General features: G+C 64.9%; 15 protein-coding genes, 1 pseudogene and 2 riboswitches. Of the genes and pseudogenes, 7 read left to right on the plus strand and 9 right to left on the minus strand.

From position 1 onward, the window contains the following. Window positions 1-47 precede the first annotated feature (47 nt). Window positions 48-1,004 (minus strand): hypothetical protein, encoded by a 957-nt coding sequence (locus CRO22_RS09690; RefSeq protein WP_097069940.1) that lies wholly within the window; start codon window positions 1,002-1,004, stop codon window positions 48-50. A gap of 309 nt (window positions 1,005-1,313) precedes the next feature. Further along, complete coding sequence (locus tag CRO22_RS09695; RefSeq protein WP_097069941.1) at window positions 1,314-2,345, minus strand: trans-3-hydroxy-L-proline dehydratase; 1,032 nt, start codon at window positions 2,343-2,345, stop codon at window positions 1,314-1,316. Window positions 2,346-2,479: 134 nt separating this feature from the next. Between CRO22_RS09695 and CRO22_RS09700 the strand changes: the two genes are divergently transcribed. After that, entirely contained in the window at window positions 2,480-3,133 is a 654-nt protein-coding gene (locus CRO22_RS09700; RefSeq protein ID WP_245860931.1) for a GntR family transcriptional regulator, read from the plus strand. Window positions 3,134-3,351: 218 nt separating this feature from the next. After that, window positions 3,352-3,644 (plus strand): annotated as a pseudogene (locus CRO22_RS19485) (IS21 family transposase); the annotation flags it as partial. Window positions 3,645-3,790: 146 nt separating this feature from the next. Here CRO22_RS19485 and CRO22_RS09710 read toward each other — a convergent pair. From CRO22_RS09710 to CRO22_RS09725, 4 genes are all read right to left on the minus strand, one after another. Continuing rightward, window positions 3,791-4,294, minus strand: coding sequence for an acetone carboxylase subunit gamma (locus CRO22_RS09710; protein ID WP_097069943.1), 504 nt, complete (start codon window positions 4,292-4,294; stop codon window positions 3,791-3,793). A gap of 52 nt (window positions 4,295-4,346) precedes the next feature. Further along, window positions 4,347-6,656, minus strand: coding sequence for a hydantoinase B/oxoprolinase family protein (locus CRO22_RS09715; RefSeq protein ID WP_097069944.1), 2,310 nt, complete (start codon window positions 6,654-6,656; stop codon window positions 4,347-4,349). Window positions 6,657-6,670: 14 nt separating this feature from the next. Continuing rightward, window positions 6,671-8,824, minus strand: a complete 2,154-nt coding sequence (locus tag CRO22_RS09720) for a hydantoinase/oxoprolinase family protein (RefSeq protein ID WP_097069945.1) — start codon at window positions 8,822-8,824, stop codon at window positions 6,671-6,673. A gap of 126 nt (window positions 8,825-8,950) precedes the next feature. Beyond that, complete coding sequence (locus CRO22_RS09725) at window positions 8,951-10,744, minus strand: sigma-54-dependent Fis family transcriptional regulator (RefSeq protein ID WP_097069946.1); 1,794 nt, start codon at window positions 10,742-10,744, stop codon at window positions 8,951-8,953. Window positions 10,745-11,327: 583 nt separating this feature from the next. Next, a riboswitch (TPP riboswitch) is annotated at window positions 11,328-11,455 on the plus strand. A 101-nt stretch (window positions 11,456-11,556) separates the two neighbouring features. Between CRO22_RS09725 and thiC the strand changes: the two genes are divergently transcribed. From thiC to thiE, 3 genes are read left to right on the plus strand one after another with little or no spacing between them, the layout of a single operon-like run. Then, the gene (gene thiC / locus CRO22_RS09730) at window positions 11,557-13,359 is read left to right on the plus strand and encodes a phosphomethylpyrimidine synthase ThiC (protein WP_097069947.1); all 1,803 of its coding nucleotides are present in this window, start codon (window positions 11,557-11,559) and stop codon (window positions 13,357-13,359) included. Continuing rightward, window positions 13,356-14,186 carry a hydroxyethylthiazole kinase gene (gene thiM / locus CRO22_RS09735; RefSeq protein ID WP_097069948.1) on the plus strand — a complete coding sequence of 277 codons (831 nt, stop codon included), beginning with the start codon at window positions 13,356-13,358 and terminating at the stop codon, window positions 14,184-14,186. The genes thiC and thiM overlap by 4 nt, the downstream gene beginning before the upstream one ends. Further along, window positions 14,183-14,821, plus strand: coding sequence for a thiamine phosphate synthase (thiE, locus tag CRO22_RS09740; protein ID WP_097069973.1), 639 nt, complete (start codon window positions 14,183-14,185; stop codon window positions 14,819-14,821). The genes thiM and thiE overlap by 4 nt, the downstream gene beginning before the upstream one ends. On the opposite strand, the gene thiD is transcribed toward thiE, so the two are convergent. After that, a complete protein-coding gene (thiD, locus tag CRO22_RS09745; protein WP_097069949.1) occupies window positions 14,810-15,616 on the minus strand; it encodes a bifunctional hydroxymethylpyrimidine kinase/phosphomethylpyrimidine kinase in 807 nt (268 codons plus the stop codon). The two genes, thiE and thiD, sit on opposite strands and share 12 nt — an antisense overlap. Beyond that, on the minus strand, window positions 15,613-16,062 hold the full coding sequence (locus tag CRO22_RS09750; protein ID WP_097069950.1) for an NUDIX hydrolase: 450 nt from the start codon (window positions 16,060-16,062) through the stop codon (window positions 15,613-15,615). Before CRO22_RS09750 ends, thiD begins: the two co-directional genes overlap by 4 nt. A 39-nt stretch (window positions 16,063-16,101) precedes the next feature. After that, a riboswitch (TPP riboswitch) is annotated at window positions 16,102-16,217 on the minus strand. 399 nt (window positions 16,218-16,616) lie between these two features. On the opposite strand from CRO22_RS09750, the gene CRO22_RS09755 reads away from it, so the two are divergent. Next, on the plus strand, window positions 16,617-17,099 hold the full coding sequence (locus CRO22_RS09755; RefSeq protein ID WP_097069951.1) for a DMT family transporter: 483 nt from the start codon (window positions 16,617-16,619) through the stop codon (window positions 17,097-17,099). 5 nt (window positions 17,100-17,104) lie between these two features. Here CRO22_RS09755 and CRO22_RS09760 read toward each other — a convergent pair whose 3' ends face one another. Continuing rightward, window positions 17,105-17,998: a LysR family transcriptional regulator gene (locus CRO22_RS09760; RefSeq protein ID WP_097069952.1), complete on the minus strand. Its 894-nt coding sequence runs from the start codon at window positions 17,996-17,998 to the stop codon at window positions 17,105-17,107. 289 nt (window positions 17,999-18,287) lie between these two features. Between CRO22_RS09760 and CRO22_RS09765 the strand changes: the two genes are divergently transcribed. Then, window positions 18,288-19,247, plus strand: coding sequence for an alpha/beta hydrolase (locus CRO22_RS09765; protein ID WP_245860932.1), 960 nt, complete (start codon window positions 18,288-18,290; stop codon window positions 19,245-19,247). Window position 19,248: the final 1 nt, after the last annotated feature.

Genomic DNA, 19,248 nt, shown 5'->3' on the forward strand with positions numbered 1-19,248 from the left:
CGTCCGGTCCATAGAATGCAAAGCACGGGGTACAGGCGGGTGCGGCCTCAGCCCTCGTTCGAGCCGCCGCGCAGCGCCCGCAGCGGTCTGGTGATCTTCCACGAGGTCGATTCGCGCAGCGCGGTAATCTCGTAATGGGCGCCTTCCAGCAGTCCGGAAAGATGGGCCTTCTCTTCTGCCAGCCGCGCGCGCTCGGCGGCCACCTGAACGAGTTCACGGCTTTTCATGTGCAGAAGCGATTCCATCGCGGTGGTCTTTTCCTGCATCTGCCGGGTCTTTTCCTGCAGCTGTTTGGCGGTGGCCCGGGACTCGTCCTGCGCGGTCGAAAGATCCTTTTCCAGCCCCGTCACTGTCGAAAGTAATTGCGCGAGGCTGTCGCGCATCAGACGTTGCTCATTGCTTTCGAAGCGCAGAGCGGTCGTGATCGCCTCAAGCGTCGCGCGCGCGGGCAGCCGCGAACTGACCGGGCCGAGCGTCATCGCCTCGATCTCGTCGGCGAGGGCCGTAGCCATCGGATCTCCCGCCACGAGGCAGGCGGCCAGCGCCGCATAGGCGGAGGCGCTGGGCGCGGGGGCGAGGTTCGGCGTCTCCGTGCGCAAGTCGAGCTTCTCGCCGAGGCGCGCGCCAAGATCGGCCGCGAGCTCATGCGGCTGAGCCTGCATCATCGCGGCATCCAGCAGCACGATGCGGCGGCGCGCCTGCCGACAGGTCTGCAAAAAGTCGGTTGTGCGGTCGCACCAGTCCGAGAGCGCGGTGGCCGGGGCCGCCCCCGCCTCAAGCGCCTCCCGGATCTGGTCAACGGCGGGGATGACGGGCACCAGAACGGGCATCGTTCCGGCATCGTCAAGCGCGTCGTTCAGGCTTTCGCAGCGGGTGATCTCGGGCGGGGTCTGGGCGTAACCGAGCAACCAGGCAAGACGGCTGGCTGCTTCGTCCTCGGTCGCGAAGACCCGGAGACGAAAGCCGCCCAACCCGTTCGCCGGGAGCGGAATGCTCGTGTTCATGCCTGTCCACCCAATGCTCAAGCCAATCCTGATGACACTGCACCAGATCATATTTCACCGGGGCTATCCAGCCCGTAATCTCCCCCGGGTCATCGCGGCAAATCCTGTGATCCTTCCACACAAGCGCCTCCGGCCACACCGGAAGCCCTCGACCGAGTTTCGCTCCATCTGCTGGACAGGATCTTGCGTAGTTTAAGCTATTCTTTGCCCTGCCGGACGCCGGCGATCTCGCGTGCCGCTTTCGCGGCACAGCGGTTCCGAGCCGTCGACAGAAGACGGGCCGGGACGTGCGCGCCCCAGCCCGGCGCTTCAAAACAGGCGCGGCCAGGTGTCTGAAATGCGATAGCCCTCGGGCCAGGGATCGGCGGGGTCGAGCATGTGCTGATGCGTGCCGGTGATCCAGGCGCGTCCGCTGATCTCGGGCCGAATCGCCGCCAAACCGCCCACCTGCGCAGTGCCCAGAATGCGCCCCTCGAATTGCGAGCCGATGATCGAGATCCCGGTGAAGCAGTCTTCGGGTCCCATCTCGCCGCGCGCGTGCAGGATCGCCATGCGCGCCGAGACCGCGGTGCCGGTGGGCGAGCGGTCGAGCTTGCCGGGCTGGATCGCCACCACCGATTGCGCGCTCAGCCGGTTGCCCTCGCGGGTGATCGGCCCGGCGAAAAGACAGAAGGAATGATGCGCCCAGTCGGGTTTTTCGGGGTGCTCGAAGCGATAATGGGCATTGGCGGCATTGGTGATACGGATGCCCAGCTCGGCGATCTCGCGCGCCCGGTCGGCGCGCAGCGTGACGCCAAGCGCCACCGGGTCGACCACCACGAAACTGTCGCCGCCAAAGGCGGTGTCGACGGTGATCGTGCCAAGCCCGGGCACTTCGAGCGGCACGCCGAGCCGGGTGGCAAAGGAGGGCAGGTTCTCGACATGTATGCGTTCGGCCTTGCCATGCGCGCAATCGGCCCGCACCCGCACCAGCCCGCCTGGCGCCTCGAGCACCATCTCGGTCACCGGCTCCTGCATCGGGATGATGCCGCTGTCGAGCAGCACCGTCGAGACGCAGATCGAGTTCGAGCCCGACATCGGTGGCGTGTCCTCGGGCTCCATGATGATCCAGCCGGCCTGTGCCTCGGGGGCGCGCGGCGGCACCAGCAGGTTGACGTGCCGGAAGACGCCGCCGCGCGGCTCGTTCAGCACGAAATTGCGCAGCCCCTGATCCTTTGCGATCCAGGCCCGCTGTTCCCACACCGTATCGCCCGGGGGAGGGGCGACCCCGCCGACGATGACATCGCCGACTTCGCCCTCGGCATGGCAAGAGACAACGTGAATGACCTTTGTGCTGCGCATCTTCCCTCCGTTGGCCCGTCGCGGCCTTCATGGCGGGCGATACCGGGTCTTGTTGGTGCCAATATTGGCTATTGGATCCAATTTGTATCGTGATGGATTTCTGATAACAAGAAGGCGAACGAGGCTGGATTGTCATGGCATTGAAATTTGAGAGCAGCGATCTGTCGAAGACAAAATCCGCAACGGATATCGTGTTCGATGCGTTGCGGCGCGCCATCGTGCTGGGGGATCTGGAGCAGGGCGCCGCTCTTCGTCAGGAAGAGATCGCCGGTGCCTTCAACGTTAGCCGGATCCCGGTGCGCGAGGCGATCAGCCGACTCGAGCAGATCGGACTGGTAGAGACACGGCGGCATCGTGGCGCTTTCGTGACCGATCTTTCGGTGTCGGAGATCGAGGAGATCTTCCGGCTGCGCGCCCTCGTCGAAAGCGACGCCATCCGGCATGCGGTCCCGCATATGACGTCGGCCGTGCTGGCGGCGGCGGAGGCCGCGCATCAGGCCTTTGCGCGGGCGACCGCGCCTGCCGACTGGATCGGGGAAAACCGACGCTTCCATTGCACATTGTACAGTGCCGGCGGGCAGCGGCTTTACGTGGGGGTCATCGACACGCTGCTGAACCTGAGCGACCGCCATCTGCGGGCGCAGCTGTCGCTCGGCGAGGCGCATTCGAAGGCCGTGGCGGAACATGCCGAGCTTCTGCTCGCCTGCCGGGCGGGGGACGCCGAACTTGCCGCGACGCTCACCCTTCGGCATGTCGAGGGCGCAAAACGCTCCCTGCTCGGGGGGTGATTTTCGACGCGTAGCTTTGCCGGAAGGGATGTGCCGCGCCGGTTGCCGCAACCGCGGTCGCCGTCTTCGGTGGGCCATCCAGGCTCCGCGGCCGGGCCCAGGCTGGTCGTCGTGAAGGCCGATGGGTTATAGTGGAATCTGGCCGCGTCGTCGCTGAGAACGGCGGTGTAAAAGTCGGCCACTCTGCTTTTCTTGCGTCAGGCTGGGAGGGCGTGAAGATCTATACATTAGAATTGTATCGAAAGGTCCGCTGGCCTGTGCCAAGGGAATGAGCCGATGCGCGGCAACGTCATATGTCAACATCTCGCGCGACACGGCGGGCAAAGAGATGGCCGTTCAGGTCGCCGCCCGGGTACCCGCACACGGCACCGATCAAAAGCCCGAAGTGGATGGGTTCATCGCGATCATGGATGCTTGGCTCTCGGCCAGCCAGACCATGCATCGCAAGCAGCGCCATACCGCCAAGTGCATTTCCGACCGGCTGCGCGCGGAACACGGGTTCACCGCAGGCGACGCGTCGCAAGCTGAGGCGCGAGTCAGGGCAGTCAGTTTTGCCCTCATTCAATGCCGTGCCTGCGTCACTCCCGCCGCAGGATGTTGCCTGCCCGCCAATCAAGGGGAGAAGTGCCGGGCTGATCGCTCAGCCCAGCAGTCAAGTCAGGCGGCCCGGTCCGGGATCTTGAGGCCCAACCATTCCGAGTAGAAAGCGTCGATATCCGGTTCGAAATCATGGATCACCGGATACCAGGGCGTCGGCGCTTCGACGTCGAGCAAATCGCCGGAAAGGGGGCAATAATACTCCCGGATCACCTGCCACCCCGTCGTCGGCGCCATCAGGCGCGGATAGATCTCTTCCATCTCCTCGGGGGTCTCGCGCACCCGCATCACCGCATGCAGCTTCCAGTTCTCGCGCCAGTCGCAAAACTCGTGGCCCGCATGGGATTTCACCACCCATTTGTTGTCGCTCTTGCGCTGAACGATGTAGAGCTTCGGCCCCAGCGGCAGGATGATCCTGTCCTCCCACGGCACCTGGTCTTGCAGAACCTCGAGATACATCACGAACCGTTCCGCATCCTTGGGGGTTGCCAGCATCGTGTGCAACGTGTCCCGGTCGATCTTGCCATCAACCAGATCCTTGATCTTCGCCTTGGTGTAAGCCATCGGTTTGTCTCCGTAAAAAGGGGGGGCCGCGCCGGACGCGGCACCCGGAAGGTCATTCTTCGACGAACTGGACGGTCTTGACGTCCGGCAGTTCACTCAGATCCATCGAATAGTCCCGGCCATAGGACGGAATCGGCAGATCGGCCTCCATCAGTTTCCAGTCGATCGGCAGGTTCCAGAACTTGCGGAACCCTTCCTCCCATTTCGGGCCGAGCTTGAAGCTCGCGGCGAACATCTGCTGCACATGCACGCCCGCGTCTTTCTTCAGGATCCGGTCGCGTTCGCCCTTCATCCATTCTGCGGTCGGCACCGCCTTGGCGAGACGGTCCTTGCGGATCGCAGCGCGGTGCGCCTCGGTCCCCGCGGCATCCGCTGCAAGAAGCCCGTCTGCGCCCCTGGTCAACACGACGCCATAGACGCTCGCGGCAAAGCGCTCGACCAGATAGCCCCCGTTCACATCGGCGGCCACCGCTTCGGGGTCGCGGTCGAGCGGATCGCCGAAGCCCGGCCCCCCGCGCATGTAGTTGAGATAGAGGTCATAATCCTTGAACATCGCCTCGGTGGTGATCGCCTGCTTGTCGCGCTTGATCCGCGCCCCTTTGAGCAGGCTGTCCCAGACCGGGTTGCCGGGATCGGTGTCGCCACCATGGGGGATGTCGCCGCCCTTCGCGATGATCTCCTTCAGCCCGGTTTCATGCGCTTCAAAACGATAGCCGGAGGCGGCCGGATAGCCCCCCATCAGCCCCCAGTCGGAACTGATATGGCCGTTGCCCATGAAGAACATCGTCCAGTCCTTGGCATTCCAGACCATGCGCAGGCTCTCGAAGCCGCAGCCGCCGCGATACTTGCCTGCGCCGCCCGAGGACGCCTTGATCTGGCGGCCGAGATAGACGAGCGGTTCGGCGAGTTCCCAGATCTCCATGTCGCCCATGTCGCCTTCGGGGTTCCAGATCGCCGCAGCATGGCTGAGGCCGTCGCCGATGGCGCTGGCGCCGACCCCGTTGGCCGCGCATTCGAAGGAATTGACGGCGTGGATCTCGTCATACTGGTTGAAGCCCCCCCCCTGCAGCCAGTTCGAGGTATTGGCATTGCCGGCGTTGACCTCCTCAAGATAACCGCGCCCGAAATAGCTGCGCGACAGGCCCCGCCACAGCGCCGTCCAGGAGGATACCAGAAAGTGCCAGCTGTAGGCGAAGGCCACGCGCCGGTCGTCGGGGTTCATCCAGGTGCCCTTGGGCAGGCGGAATTCGGTGCCATAGGCGGCGCCGTCGTTGATCATCTCGGTCGGGATCAAGGTCTGGGTCATCATCACCCAGATGCCGGAGGTGAAGCTGACCGAATGTGCGTTATAGGTGTGCCACCCCCAGCGCGACGAGCCTTCGAAATCGAGCCGCCATGTGCCATCCGGGCGGATCGTCATCTCCGAGGGCGTGTGCATGATCGTGTCGACCTTGGCGAAATCCGAGGGCACCCGCACATCTTCATGCGCATAGGGCACGTCGACGAAGCCCACCTGGCGATACTTGCCGGGAATCGTCATCGCCCTGATGCGGTTTTGCAGCCCGAGCCGGCCATGTTCGACCGCCTCATAGGCGAATTTCCAGTAGGCCTCGATCCCTTCTTCGGCAATCACCTCCGTAACCAGCTTGCGGATCATGTGGCAGCCGGCGATCCGGGTGCGTTCATCGAGCATCCAGTAACGGGTGGTCCGGACCGAGCGTTGGCTTTCGTGCAGCCAGTCGCGGAACAGCGTGTCATTTTCGCCGACCTTGCGGCAGGTGACCGAATAGCCGTCGCCGAAACGCTGCACCTGACCCGTGGTCATCGAGCCCGGGCCGACGGCGCCGGTGTCGATCACATGGGTCACGCCCCCGACCCAGCCGATCAGCTCGCCCTCGTGGAAGATCGGCACGATGGTGTGGATGTCGCAAGGATGGACATTGCCGATCAGGCTGTCGTTGTTGCAAAAGATGTCCCGATCCTTGACGCCGGGATTGCTCTCCCAGTCGTTCTCGATCATGTATTTGATCGCGGCGCCCATGGTGCCGACATGGATGATGATACCGGTCGAGGTCAGGATGCTGTCGCCGGCCGCATTGTAAAGGGTGAAGCACAGCTCCCCTTCCTGCTCCACGATCGGCGAGGCGGCGATCTTTTTGGCGGTCTCGCGGGCATCGACGACTCCCGCCCGAAGCCGCGAGAACAGCTTGTTGTACATGATGGGGTCGCTGTCACGCAGCTCCATCTTCTTCAACCCGGCATAGTGCCCCGTGCGTTTGGTGGCCTCCATGATGCCGTCGCGGTGCTGTTTCAGCGTGTCGCCGCCACGGACGATGCCCCGGAATGTCGTTGGTGCGTTCATCTGCGTGTCCTCCCTTACACTTCCTTCAGGTGGAACAGGCGGTGCCCGTCCAGCCAGGTTTCGAACCCGTCCGGCACGACAAAGGTCGTCGCGTCGGATTCGATGATCGCGGGGCCCGTGATGCGGTTGCCGGGCGAAAGCTGTTCCATCCGGTAAAGCTGGGCATCGACCCATTTCTTCTTGCGGTAGAACTTGCGCGTGCCGAGTTTCGCGGCCTCGGGCGGGGTCGCCCCGGTCTCGGGTTCCTTCGGGATTTTCGGTTTCGGGATCGGCACCATGCCGCGCATGATCGCGCCGGTGACCGAATATCCCAGCTCCGGCGAGCGTGCCGAGGCAGCATAGACGCGACCATAGGTGTCGTTGAAGGCGGCCACGAGCTTGTCCCAGTCTTCGGCCGTCTTCGCGGCCGGGATCGGGCTTTCGATCTCGAGGTCGTTGAGCTGGCCGCGGTATTGCATGCGGAAACCGGGCTGCAGTTTGACCTGATCGCGCGCATAGCCGTTGAGTTCGAATTCCTCGAGCACGCGCTCGGTCAATTCGTGCCAGGCGTCGTTGAGCGTGCGCGCCTCATGGGCCTTGAGATCGTCCGACCCGTCGCGCGCGATATTGAGGTCGAGCGACTTGTCATAACGATATTCGAAATCCGCGGCCGCACAGCCGAAGGCGGAGAACCCCGCGGCCCAGGCTGGCACGATCACATCCTCGAAGCCCAGTCCCTCGGTGTAGCCATAGGTATGCACCGGCCCGGCGCCACCATAGCTGAAGCAGGTGAAGGAAGAGGGCGAATAGCCCTTGCCCGAAATCATCGAGCGCAGATAGTCGCGCAGATCGCTGTCGAGCAGCTCGATCACGCCCGCCGCCGCATCCTCGACCGAGAGGCCGAGCGGATCGGCGATCTGTGTTTTCATCGCGTCCCAGGCGCGCTGGCGGTCGAGCTTGACCTGCCCGCCAAGGAAATTGTCGGGGTTCAGATAGCCAAGGATCACATGGCAGTCCGAAATCGTCACCGTTTCGATGCCGCTTTCGGCCCAGCACACGCCGACGCGATAGCCCGCACTGTCCGGGCCAAGCTTGATCGCCTTGGTATAGGGGTCAAGGCGGATGAAACTGCCCGCGCCGGCACCGACCGAATCCATTGCCACCAGCGGCAACGACAGCACGAGCCGCGCCATGTCCGGGTCGTTGCGGATCGTCAGCTCGTTTTGCGTGATCAGCGCCACATCAAAGGAGGTGCCGCCGATATCGGAACAGGCGATGTTCTTGTAGCCCAGAACCTCGCCCAGATATTTCGCCCCGATCACGCCGCCGATCGGCCCCGAGACGATGGTGCGCGCCAGTTCCTTGGCCTTCCACGAGATCGTGCCGCCATGCGTCGCCATCACCCGGAAATCGAACCGCGAGCCATTTTCCTTGAACGCGCCGGTGATCTTCTTGAGGGTCTGACGCGAGGGCTCGGCGGCATAGGCCTCAAGAATGGTAGTATTGGTGCGATGGGTCTCCTTGCGCACCGGATAGTAATCCGTCGAGGCGAAGACCGGGGTCGTCTTGCCCGCTTTCTCCAGCTCCTCGGCGACGATGTCGCGAACCCGGCGCTCATGGGCGGGGTTCTTGTAGCTGTGCAGAAGCGAGATCACGATGCCCTCGACATCCTTGGCGATCAACTCGGCCGCAGCCTGACGCGCCGTCTCCTCGCGCAGCGGGATCACCACGTCCCCGAACATGTCGATCCGTTCCATCACGCCGCGCGTCAGGTGCCGCGGCACCAGCGGCTCGTCGTAGTAATGGGTGTTGAGATGGATCCGGTCCTCATAGGCAAAGCCCAGATAGGCCTGGATCGCGCGGCCCATGCGATGAAAGTCTTCCATTCCCGCATTGACGATCAGCCCGCAGCGCAGCCCCTTGCGCTGCACCACGCGGTTGAGCATCGCCGTGCCCGAATAGACCCCGGTCTGGATCGAGGACAACGCCTCCTCAAGGCTCAGCCCCCAATGTTGCAACCCCTCCCGGCTCGATTCAAGCAGCCCCAGCGCTTCGTTTTGCGGTGTCGATTGCGCCTTTCCGACGACGAAATCTCCGTTCGCGTCGACAAAGAACGTGTCCGTCATGGTGCCGCCCGCGTCGATGCCAAGCACCTGAACGGAGCGGGTTTTTTCCCGGTCCAATGGCATGGATAATCCTCCCTCCTGGTTCGTTGCCCCCAGACAGGGGGCAACGCCAGAAGAGCCTATGCGGGAAGATGTGAGCGAAGCTGTCCGATTGTCGTCCGGTTCGACGGACACGCTGCGGACGCTCGCTCAGCTCTTTCGCATCCGCGGCAGACCGTAGCTTTCGAGCTTGAGATACAGCGTCGAGCGGGCAATCCCGAGGCGGCGCGCCGTGCGTGTCAGATTGCCGTTCTCGACTTCGATCGCGCCGAGGATTTCGTGCCGTTCCTTGTCGCGCAATGTTTCCTCGCCGGAGCCACGCAGGGTTTGAACGAATTCGGGCGGCAGCGCGCGCACATCGATCAGCCCGGTGGGCGAGAGGGCATCGAGGGTTGCGATCAGATTGCTCATCTCCAGCAGGTTGCCCGGCCAGGTGTGGGCGGTCAGCGCCGCCATCGCGCCAGAGGTGAATTTCAGCTCGCGCCCCCCGCGTTCCGCCATGTGGCGCCCCACCAACGCGCGCAAAAGCGGCGCGATCTCGTCGGGGCGTTCGCGCAGGGGCTGGATCTCGAGCTTCGCGCCGGCGAGCCGGTAATAGAGATCGCTGCGGAATGCACCTTTCTGCATCTCTTTGTAGAGCGGCCGGGTGGCGAGTGCGATGATCCGCATTCCTGCACCGGACATGTCTTCGATCAGGGTGAGCAAGAGCTTCTGGACCTCTGGCGAAGCCTCGGCGGGACCATTGAGACAGAGGACACCGTCATCCGCGCCGATCCGCCTCTTCTGAATATCCTCGCGCAGGCGCTCTGCCGTCAGCCGGGCGCAGTCGATCAGCTCGAACGGCCCGCCTGATTGCGGGCTGGCACGGTGGATTGCGCATGCGAGATAGGTTTTGCCGGTGCCCGTCTCGCCCTCGATCAAGAGCGGGATCGTGGTCTGGGCGAGCCGTTGCGCCTGTGCGCTCAGCGTCGAGCTGGCGGCTCCGGCGGCGCCGAGCCTGACCAGATCGGGGCAGGATTCCCCGGTATGTAACCGGGGGCGCCGCAGCGAGATCAGCACGCCGATTGCATCGCGGCCGGTCTCGATCACCTCCATGTCGGTGCCCGGCAGGCATCCGGCCAGGGCCTCGGAAATGGTATCGGGGGCCTGATCGATCAGGTTCGGGATCCGCTCCCTAAGGCGCCGTAACGCGTTGTCATCCTCACAGAAACGGACAAAATTCTCTGTTGCGAAGACATCGGCACCGCTGCGGTCCATGATCAGCATCGGCTCGTTGCCGCGGCGCAAGCGGCGCAGGTGCAATTGCTCCATCAACAATTCGCGCTCGCGCGCCAACAGACGCGTCAACTCGGATTCGACCTGAAGCGCCAGCGCCGCCGAGAGAGCCATGGCACTGGTCTGCGTCAGCTCGCTCGGCCAGGAAATATCCATGACGCCAAGCAGATGTCCCGTGCCCGGGTCGGTGATCGGCGTGGCGGCGCAGTTCCAACGGTGAATCTCCTCGCAGAAATGCTCTGCATCGCGTAGCTCCACCGGGCGCGCCAGCGCGATCGCAGTGCCTATGGCATTGGTGCCGATCGCATCTTCTGTCCAGTGGCCGCCCAGATGCAGATGGTTCTCGCGCCCGCGCGCCAGTGTCGTCTCATCCCCGACGGCGTCCAGAACCACGCCCGAGCGGTCGCACAGCAGCAAAATATTGTCGCTTTCTCCCAGAAGGCTGCCTGCCCGCGCCAGCGCCGCGCGCGCGCCAAAACGCAAGCGTCGCGCCTGTGCTCTCTGGGTCAGCAACTCCTCCTCGCTCAGGAGCGGCGCGTGCTTCAGCTTCTCGATCCGCCGCCCCGCGGAACGCTGCCAACTCTGTAAAACTTCGCTGCGGACATCCGGAGACGCGCGGCCAACCGCCATGAACTCCTCCCAGCCGCGCTTTCTGATGCGGTGTGCCATCTGCTCCTCCCCGAACGAATGGCCGATCTCTGTCGATAGCGGTCTTCCAGTCTATGGACCTCCCTTTCCATAGGCCAGCACGGGGTGCAGGCTGCTGGCAGACCGCAACAGGATAGCGGAGTTTCAGCAATCAGAGCGTCCGATTTTCGGACATGTCGCAGCGGATCGCAGGTGCGCTCGATCGACACTCCAAGATAGCGTTGCGCGGGGCCAAGGATCAACGATAACTCTCCTTGGAGAACAACAACAAATGAAAGACGGCCTTCCCGCCGGTCGTTGACTGTAACCAGCTGCAACGCGGGGAATGGCGGCTTTCGCGTGATGCCACAGCAGCCGCGCCGCGCCGCCGAAATCCAGATCGCTATCGCGCTCGTAAATAGTTTCAACGCGCCCGGCACCGCCGAGCTGCTCCGCATGGCGTAAAGCCGAAGGGGAAAGGGGCCGCCACGCCTCAACCTGCATTCGTGCGAAACGACTGCGCGGGATGTGGTCCTTCAGCTTTTCCGCGGAGCCACGATCTACGGTTGAAAGCCTTGACCAGGCTGCGGAGGTTGACAACTTATCGCCCAGAGCGCAATTCTGGCGCCCTCACCCGGGGGGTCTCGACAAGAGGCTGAGATACTGCTGGCCGGACCCAAAACCGCGCAGCGCAGTGACCCGATGAACCTGATCCAGTTCACACTGGCGTAGGGATGGTGCACTGGCCGCGCGGGCCCCGACCACGTCTTCGTGGGGGGAAGCATCCGATCCCGGCCCTCCCATTCGACGCGGAACTGGGTCTCCAACGCCTTGAGCTCTGGAGGCTCCGACCGATGAAAGACCTGACCCCAACCGTCACCACGGGCCCGTTGCCCGCTTCCCGCCGCGTCTGGCACGCGGGCGAGCACCACCCCGAGATCCGCGTGCCGATGCGCGAGATCGACCTGCACCCCACGGCAGGGGAGCCCCCCGTCACCGTCTACGACAGCTCCGGCCCCTACACGGACCCAGACGCCGAGATCGCCATTGACCGTGGCTTGCCCCGTTTGCGCGCGGCCTGGATTGCCGCAAGGGGCGATACCGAGACCTATGAGGGCCGCGATGTCGAGCCCGCGGATAACGGTTTTGCCGAAGGCGCGCGGCGGACGCCCGAATTCCCGCACCGCCCGGCGCCGCGCCGGGCCATGGAGGGGCGTGCGGTGACGCAGATGGCCTATGCCCGGGCCGGGATCATCACGCCCGAAATGGAATTCGTCGCCATCCGCGAAAACCTTGGGCGCAAAGCCGCAAAAGCGGCGCTCGCCCGCGATGGCGAGAGCTTTGGCGCCGAGATCCCGGATTTCATCACGCCCGCATTCGTGCGAGACGAGATCGCGCGGGGGCGGGCGATCATCCCCGCCAATATCAACCACCCCGAGGCCGAGCCGATGGTCATCGGGCGCAACTTCCTCGTCAAGATCAACGCCAATATCGGCAATTCTGCCGTCACCTCGTCGATGGCCGAGGAAGTCGAGAAGATGGTCTGGGCAATCCGTTGGGGCGCGGACACGGTGATGGACCTGTCCACGGGCCATAACATCCACAACATTCGTGAATGGATCTTGCGCAATTCCCCGGTGCCCCTCGGCACGGTGCCGCTCTATCAGGCGCTGGAGAAAGTGGGCGGCATCGCCGAAGACCTGACCTGGGAGGTGTTTCGCGACACGCTGATCGAGCAGGCCGAGCAGGGAGTGGATTACTTCACCATTCACGCGGGTGTGCGGTTGCACATGATCCCGATGACGGTAGGCCGGGTGACGGGCATCGTCTCGCGCGGCGGGGCGATCATGGCGAAGTGGTGCCTGCACCATCACCGCGAGAGCTTTCTCTACGAGCATTTCGACGAGATCTGCGATATTGCCCGCGCTTACGACGTGGCGTTCAGCCTTGGCGACGGGCTGCGCCCGGGCTCGATCGCCGATGCCAACGATGCGGCGCAATTCGCCGAGCTGGAAACCCTGGGCAGGCTGACGCAGATCGCCTGGGCCAAGGATTGCCAGGTGATGATCGAGGGGCCGGGCCATGTGCCCCTGCACAAGATCAAGGAGAACATGGACAGGCAGCTCCGCACCTGCGGCGAGGCGCCCTTTTATACGCTCGGGCCGCTGACCACCGACATTGCACCGGGCTACGACCACATCACCAGCGGCATCGGCGCCGCGATGATCGGATGGTTCGGCACGGCGATGCTCTGCTACGTGACCCCCAAGGAGCACCTTGGGTTGCCCGACCGGGACGACGTGAAAGTCGGGGTGATCACCTACAAGATCGCTGCCCATGCCGCCGATCTGGCCAAGGGGCATCCGGCCGCACGACTGCGCGACGACGCCCTGAGCCGTGCCCGGTTCGAGTTCCGTTGGGAGGATCAGTTCAATCTGTCGCTCGACCCGGACACGGCGCGGTCGATGCATGACGAAACCCTGCCCAAGGAGGCCCACAAGGTGGCGCATTTCTGCTCCATGTGCGGGCCGAAATTCTGCTCGATGCGCATCAGCCACGACCTCCGTGCCGAGGCGCAGCAGGAGGGCATGCAGAAGATGGCGGAAAAGTTCCGTGAGGGCGGAGATCTCTACATGCCGCTTGAGGACGGGAAATGAGCGCAGGAGAAAAGCGCGGCGCGCCCGAACACTTGCTGCGCGCGCTCAGAGCCGAACCGCCGCTGGTGCAATGCATCACCAACTATGTCGCCATGAACATTGCCGCCAATGTTCTGCTCGCCGCCGGGGCCAGCCCGGCGATGGTGTCGGATGCCGCGGAGGCCGGAGAGTTCGCCGGGATCGCCGGTGCGGTGACAATCAACATCGGCACCCTGTCTGCCGCGTTCCTCGACGGCATGAACGCCGCGATCTTGGGCGCGCAGGCCGCTGGTCGCCCCTGGGTGCTGGACCCGGTGGCTTGTCAGGCGACACGCTATCGCCGTGAGGTAGTGCAGATGCTGGTGGCGCAGCGCCCGGCAATCATCCGCGGCAATGCCTCGGAAATCCTGTCGCTGGCAGGTGAGGCCAGCCACGGGCGGGGCGTTGACGGGCGCGACACAGTCGCGGCGGCGGAAGAAGGTGCGCGACGGCTCGCGCAGTCGAGCGGTGCGGTGGTCGCGGTGACCGGCGCGGTGGATTATGTGACCGACGGCCAGCGCGCGGTCTGGATCGAGGGCGGATCGCCCTTCATGCCCATGAACACCGCGCTTGGCTGCTCGCTGACCTGCCTGTGCGGGGCCTATGCTGCCGTGACTGACGATGCGTTTGACGCCGCCGTGGGCGCGCTGGCGCATTTCGCCGTGGCGGGTGCGCGGGCGCATGAGGGGGCGATGGGGCCGGGCAGTTTTGCGCCCCGGTTTCTTGATGCGCTGGCCGTGGTCACGCCCGCTGCGCTGGCGGGGGCGGCGATCCGCGACGCCTCGGTGCCCGCATGCGGCCCGGCATGAGGCGCAATCTCGATCTCGCGCTCTACCTTGTGCTCGACCCCGGCCTTTGCGCCGGGCTCGGCATGGTCGCCACGGCCCGCGCCGCCGTGGCGGGGGGCGCGCGTGTGGTGCAGCTGCGCAACAAGACGGCCGATACCGCGCGCATGATCGAGACGGGGCGCGCCTTGAAGGCCGCGCTGGCAGGGACCGGCGCAGCCCTGATCGTGAATGACGATGTGGAGGCGGCGATCGCGATCGGGGCGGAAGGGCTGCACATCGGGCAGGGCGATATGGCGGTGGTGCAAGCTCGGGCCCGGATCGGCGCGGCGATGGTGCTCGGCCTTTCTGTCGAGACGCCCGCGCTCGCCGCGCAGGTCGATCCGGCGCTCGTCGACTATATCGGCGCGGGGCCGGTCTTTGCCACGCCGACGAAGCGCGATCACAAGCCCCCCGTGGGCTTTGACGGGCTGGCGGCGCAGGTCGCGGCGAGCCGGGTGCCGGCCGTGGCCATTGGCGGGCTGAAGGCAGATCATGTGGCGCGGGCCTTCAAGGCGGGCGCGCGGGGTGTCGCCGTGGTCTCGGCGATCTGCGGCCAGCCAGACCCCGAGGCCGCCGCGCGCACCCTCCGGGAGAGGATCGACGGCTTATCCCTCTGAGCCCCAGAGCGCGTGGAAATGATGCACCGGCCCATGGCCCCGCCCAACCTCGAGCCGGTGGCCCTGGGCGAGTGCCGCCTGCAGGTAGGCCTTCGCGCGGGCCACCGCCTCGGGCATCGGGTGATGCGGCAAAAGCGCCGCAATGGCCGAAGAGAGCGTGCAGCCAGTGCCATGATCGCAGGTTGTGCGGATGCGCGGAGCGGTAAAGGCCCGCGTGCCCTCGGGCCCGGCCAGCAGATCGGTGCTGTCTTCGCCCGCCAGATGCCCGCCCTTGAGCAGCACGTAATCCGACCCGAGGGCAAGGAGAGCGGGCAGCGCGGCCTTCATCGCGTCCAGGCTCCAGTCGTCGGGGCGGTTCAACAAAACGGCGGCTTCGGGCAGGTTCGGCGTGATGACTGCGGCCAGCGGCACAAGCCGTTCGCGTAACGCGAAGACCGCCTCCGGGTCCAGCAAGGCATGGCCGCTTTTGGCAACCATGACCGGGTCGAGCACAATGTTGCGCGCGCCGTGATGGCGCAGACGGTCGGCCACGGCCTCGGCGATGCCCGCATTGGCGATCATGCCGATCTTCACGGCGTCGATGCGCACGTCTTCCAGCACCGCGTCGATCTGGTCGGCGACGAGTTCGGGCGCGAGCGCCTGGAAGGACCGGACACCGCAGGTGTTCTGGGCGACCACGGCGCTGACGACGGAACAGGCATAGACGCCAAGCGCGGAGATGGCCTTGATATCGGCCTGAATCCCCGCGCCCCCCGAGGGGTCGGTGCCGGCGATCGTCAGGACATTGGCGATCATGGCGCAACCTCCGCCATCAGGGCCGCCGCCTGCTCTGCGAGCTCGGCCACATCGCGGCTCAGCGCGAGGCCGCTCTCGTGCAGGGCGGCGAGATCGAACCACCGCGCCTCGAGCGCGTCGTCCCTCGCAATCGGTTCTCCCGCCGTCCATCGAAACAGCACCGCGATCAGGATGAAATGTCGGCGCAGCGCGCCGGTGGCGTCATGGTCAAACGCATCGACGGCGGTGAACACGCGCAACGGCGCCGCGGAAACGCCGGTTTCTTCCACCAGCTCTCGGGTTGCGGCCTCGAACAGGGTCTCGCCATGGTTTATTTTTCCGCCCGGAAAGCCCCACCATCCTGCGTCGGGCGCATGGGCGCGGCGCACGAGAAGCACCTGCTGTTCGCGCAGGACGGCGGCGATCGTCGCCGAAATCGGGCGGGGGTCTGTCGATGGAGATAGCAATTTGGCCTCGCATAGCTGAGGCCGGCAAGGGCAAGAGAGCCAGCCGTGCGATCCTGTCCCTTCGCCGGCATGATCCGGATCAGGTTCAAAGGGTCACCGCGCTGCATCTGCCAGCGATATCTCAGCCCCTTGTCGGGACACCCCTCGGTGTCATGCACCTTATCAGAATGAGTGTGCGGTTCAATGGATCGGTCGCGCATCGGTGCCCCCCCGAAAGGAGCAGACGACATGATCCACGCAGCCGCTCGGTCGGTGGAGTGACCTGCTCGGACAGTTGCGGCCGCACCGGGCAGAACGAAACTCTCGGCCCAGCTGCCGGCGGTGCGGTGCGCGGCGCAAGGCCTGGCGCTATAGCTAAGGGCCGTTTCCGGACCTTGGCACTGCATCCTCAGAAAGCGTGAAATGCAGCCATTTGTTTCACCTTCGGCAAACACGTCAACGAGCGGGAGCAACGCGGTCAAGATGATCGGGTGACGCCGACATGTTGTTGCACGACCCACAACGCGCTCAAGGCGTCGATGTCGAGGCGGCGGGATTTCTGACCGGCCACGGCGGTGCTGGGCGAGCGGCTGAGCGCGTGGCAATGGCTGGGCACGGGGATCGCGGTGGCGGGGGTGCTTCTGGTCTCGGTCGACAGTCTGACCTTTGGCGCCGCGCCCCTTTGGGCCTATGGCGTCACGCTCGGCGCGATGCCGGTGCATCAAAGCCTGTGCATCCACAGCCTGACGGGGGCAGCGCTGTTTGGCCTGAGCGCGCTCTGGATCGGTGACGGGCTGGCCCTGCCGATGACGCGCAGCTTTGTCCCCGGCATGGTCTGGCTCGTGTTCATCGCCACGTTTCTCGCCTATTCGGTCTATTACACCGCCCTGCGCCTTTACCCCGCCGCCAAGGTCAGCGCCGCGATCTATCTCAGCCCACGGGTGACGATGCTCTGGGCCCGGGCGCTGTTCGACGACCCCTTGAGCATGGTCATGGCTCTGGGGCTTGGGGTGACACGGATTGGCGTCTTCCTGACGGCGCGGAGGGAGCGGCCCTAAGCCGTTCAGCCCCGATAGCGCATCCGGTCCACCAGCAGGCGCAGCGCGGAGGTCATCTGGCGGCGGCTCGAATAGCAGAGCTTGTAGCCCTCGAAGGGCGGGCACCACTCGGTCAGAACGCGGCGCAACCGCCCGCTGTCAAGATCGGCCTGCACCTCGCTCAACAGCAGATAGGCGATACCATACCCCTCGCGCGCGGCAGCCATGCACAGATCGCCGTCGTTGAAGATCAAGGGCCCCTTTACCTTGCGCACGCTCTCTTGGCCGTCGCGCTCGAATTCCCAGTCATAGGGCGCGGTATCGGCGCCAAAGCGCATGGTGATACAGTCATGCCCGGCGAGATCTGCGGGACAAAGCGGCTCGCCGCGCGCGGCCAGATAGGCGGGGGAGGCCACCGCCGCCATCCGCAGCATCGGCCCCACCGGCACCGCGATCAGATCGGGGCCGACCGTCTCGGCCAGCCGGATCGCCGCGTCAAAGCCGCTCTCGGCCAGATCGACGACGCGGGAATTGGTGTTCACCTCGACGCGGATCTCGGGGTAATCGCGGATCAGTCCGGTGATCACCGGCCAAAGCAGGCGCCGCGCCACATCGGGCGCCGTGGTGATGCGGATCAGCCCGCGCGGGCGGTCCTTCACTAGACGCAATTCCTCGATCCTTGCGTCGATCTGGCCGATGCCGGGGCGCAGGATCGCCAGCAGCTTTTCGCCGCTTTCGGTGGTCGAGACATTGCGGGTGCTGCGGTTGAGCAGCCGAAAGCCGAGCGAGGCCTCGAGCCGCCGGATCGTGTGGCTGACCGCCGATTGCGACACGCCAAGGCGGATCGCGGCGCGAGTGAAGGTGCCTTCCTCGGCCACCGCCAGAAACACCGCGAGGTCGGAGAAATCTTCCCGCTTCATGCGCCCGCTCCTTTCGGCTCTTGTCAGGGTCAAGGCAGTACCATGAATTTTATTCATGAAAGCCATGACAAATGCCGCTCTGGAGCGCCGTTTGGCAAAGCCCTAGATCACATTCATGAGTGAGGCAGGGCAAACGGGCCTGCCTCCAGATGAAAGGGCCCAGATGATGACAACGACCCCCTCCCCGCCGGGCCCGCGCCGCCGCGACCTGCTCAAGCTTGCGTCCGCATCGCTGGCAGCCCTTGGCGCCTCAATCCTTTTCCCCCTCTCGAGAGCAAAGGCTCAGACTATGACCGACATTTGGGACAAGACCTTCCCGCAAAGCGACCTTGTGGAACATGCCAAGGTCAGCTTCGCCAACCGCTACGGCATCACGCTGACGGGCGATCTTTATCTGCCCAAAGACCGCCCCGAAACGGGGCTCGCCGCGATCGCGCTTTGCGGCCCGTTCGGCGCGGTGAAAGAGCAGGCCTCGGGGCTTTATGCGCAGATGCTGGCCGAGCGCGGCTTTGCGACGCTGGCCTTCGATCCTTCCTTTACCGGCGAAAGCGGCGGGACGCCGCGCAACCTCGCCTCGCCCGACATCAACACCGAGGATTTCAGCGCCGCGGTCGATTATCTGGGCCTGCATCCGGGCGTTGATCGCGACCGGATCGGCATTCTGGGGATCTGCGGCTGGGGCGGCATGGCGCTGAGCGCGGCGGCGATCGACACGCGCATCAAGGCTGTCGCCACCAGCACGATGTATGACATGACACGGCTGATGTCGAAAGGCTACAACGACACGATGACGCCCGAGGCCAGGCGCGCGACGCTCGACCAACTGGCCGCGCAGCGGTGGCGCGATGCCGAAGCGGGCGCGCCCGGTTACGGCCCGGTGTCGCTCGAGCTGAAAGGCGGCGAGCCGCAATTCGTTCAGGACTATGCCGCCTATTACAAATCGAAGGCGCGGGGCTTTCATCCGCGCGCGATCAACTCGAACGGATCTTTCACGCTGACGACGGCGCTGCCGTTCATGAACCTGCCGATCCTGACCCATATCGCCGAGATCGCGCCGCGTCCGACCCTGCTGATCCACGGCGAGGCTGCCCATTCGCGCTATTTCAGCGATACGGCCTTTGCGGCGGCGGCCGAGCCGAAGGAACTGCTGATCATCTCCGGCGCGACCCACACCGATCTTTACGACCAGATCGACAAGATCCCCTTCGACAAGCTCGAGGCCTTCTTCGCCAAGCATCTGGTGGCGTAAG

The organism is Rhodobacter maris (assembly GCF_900217815.1).
Lineage (GTDB): Bacteria > Pseudomonadota > Alphaproteobacteria > Rhodobacterales > Rhodobacteraceae > Rhodobacter > Rhodobacter maris.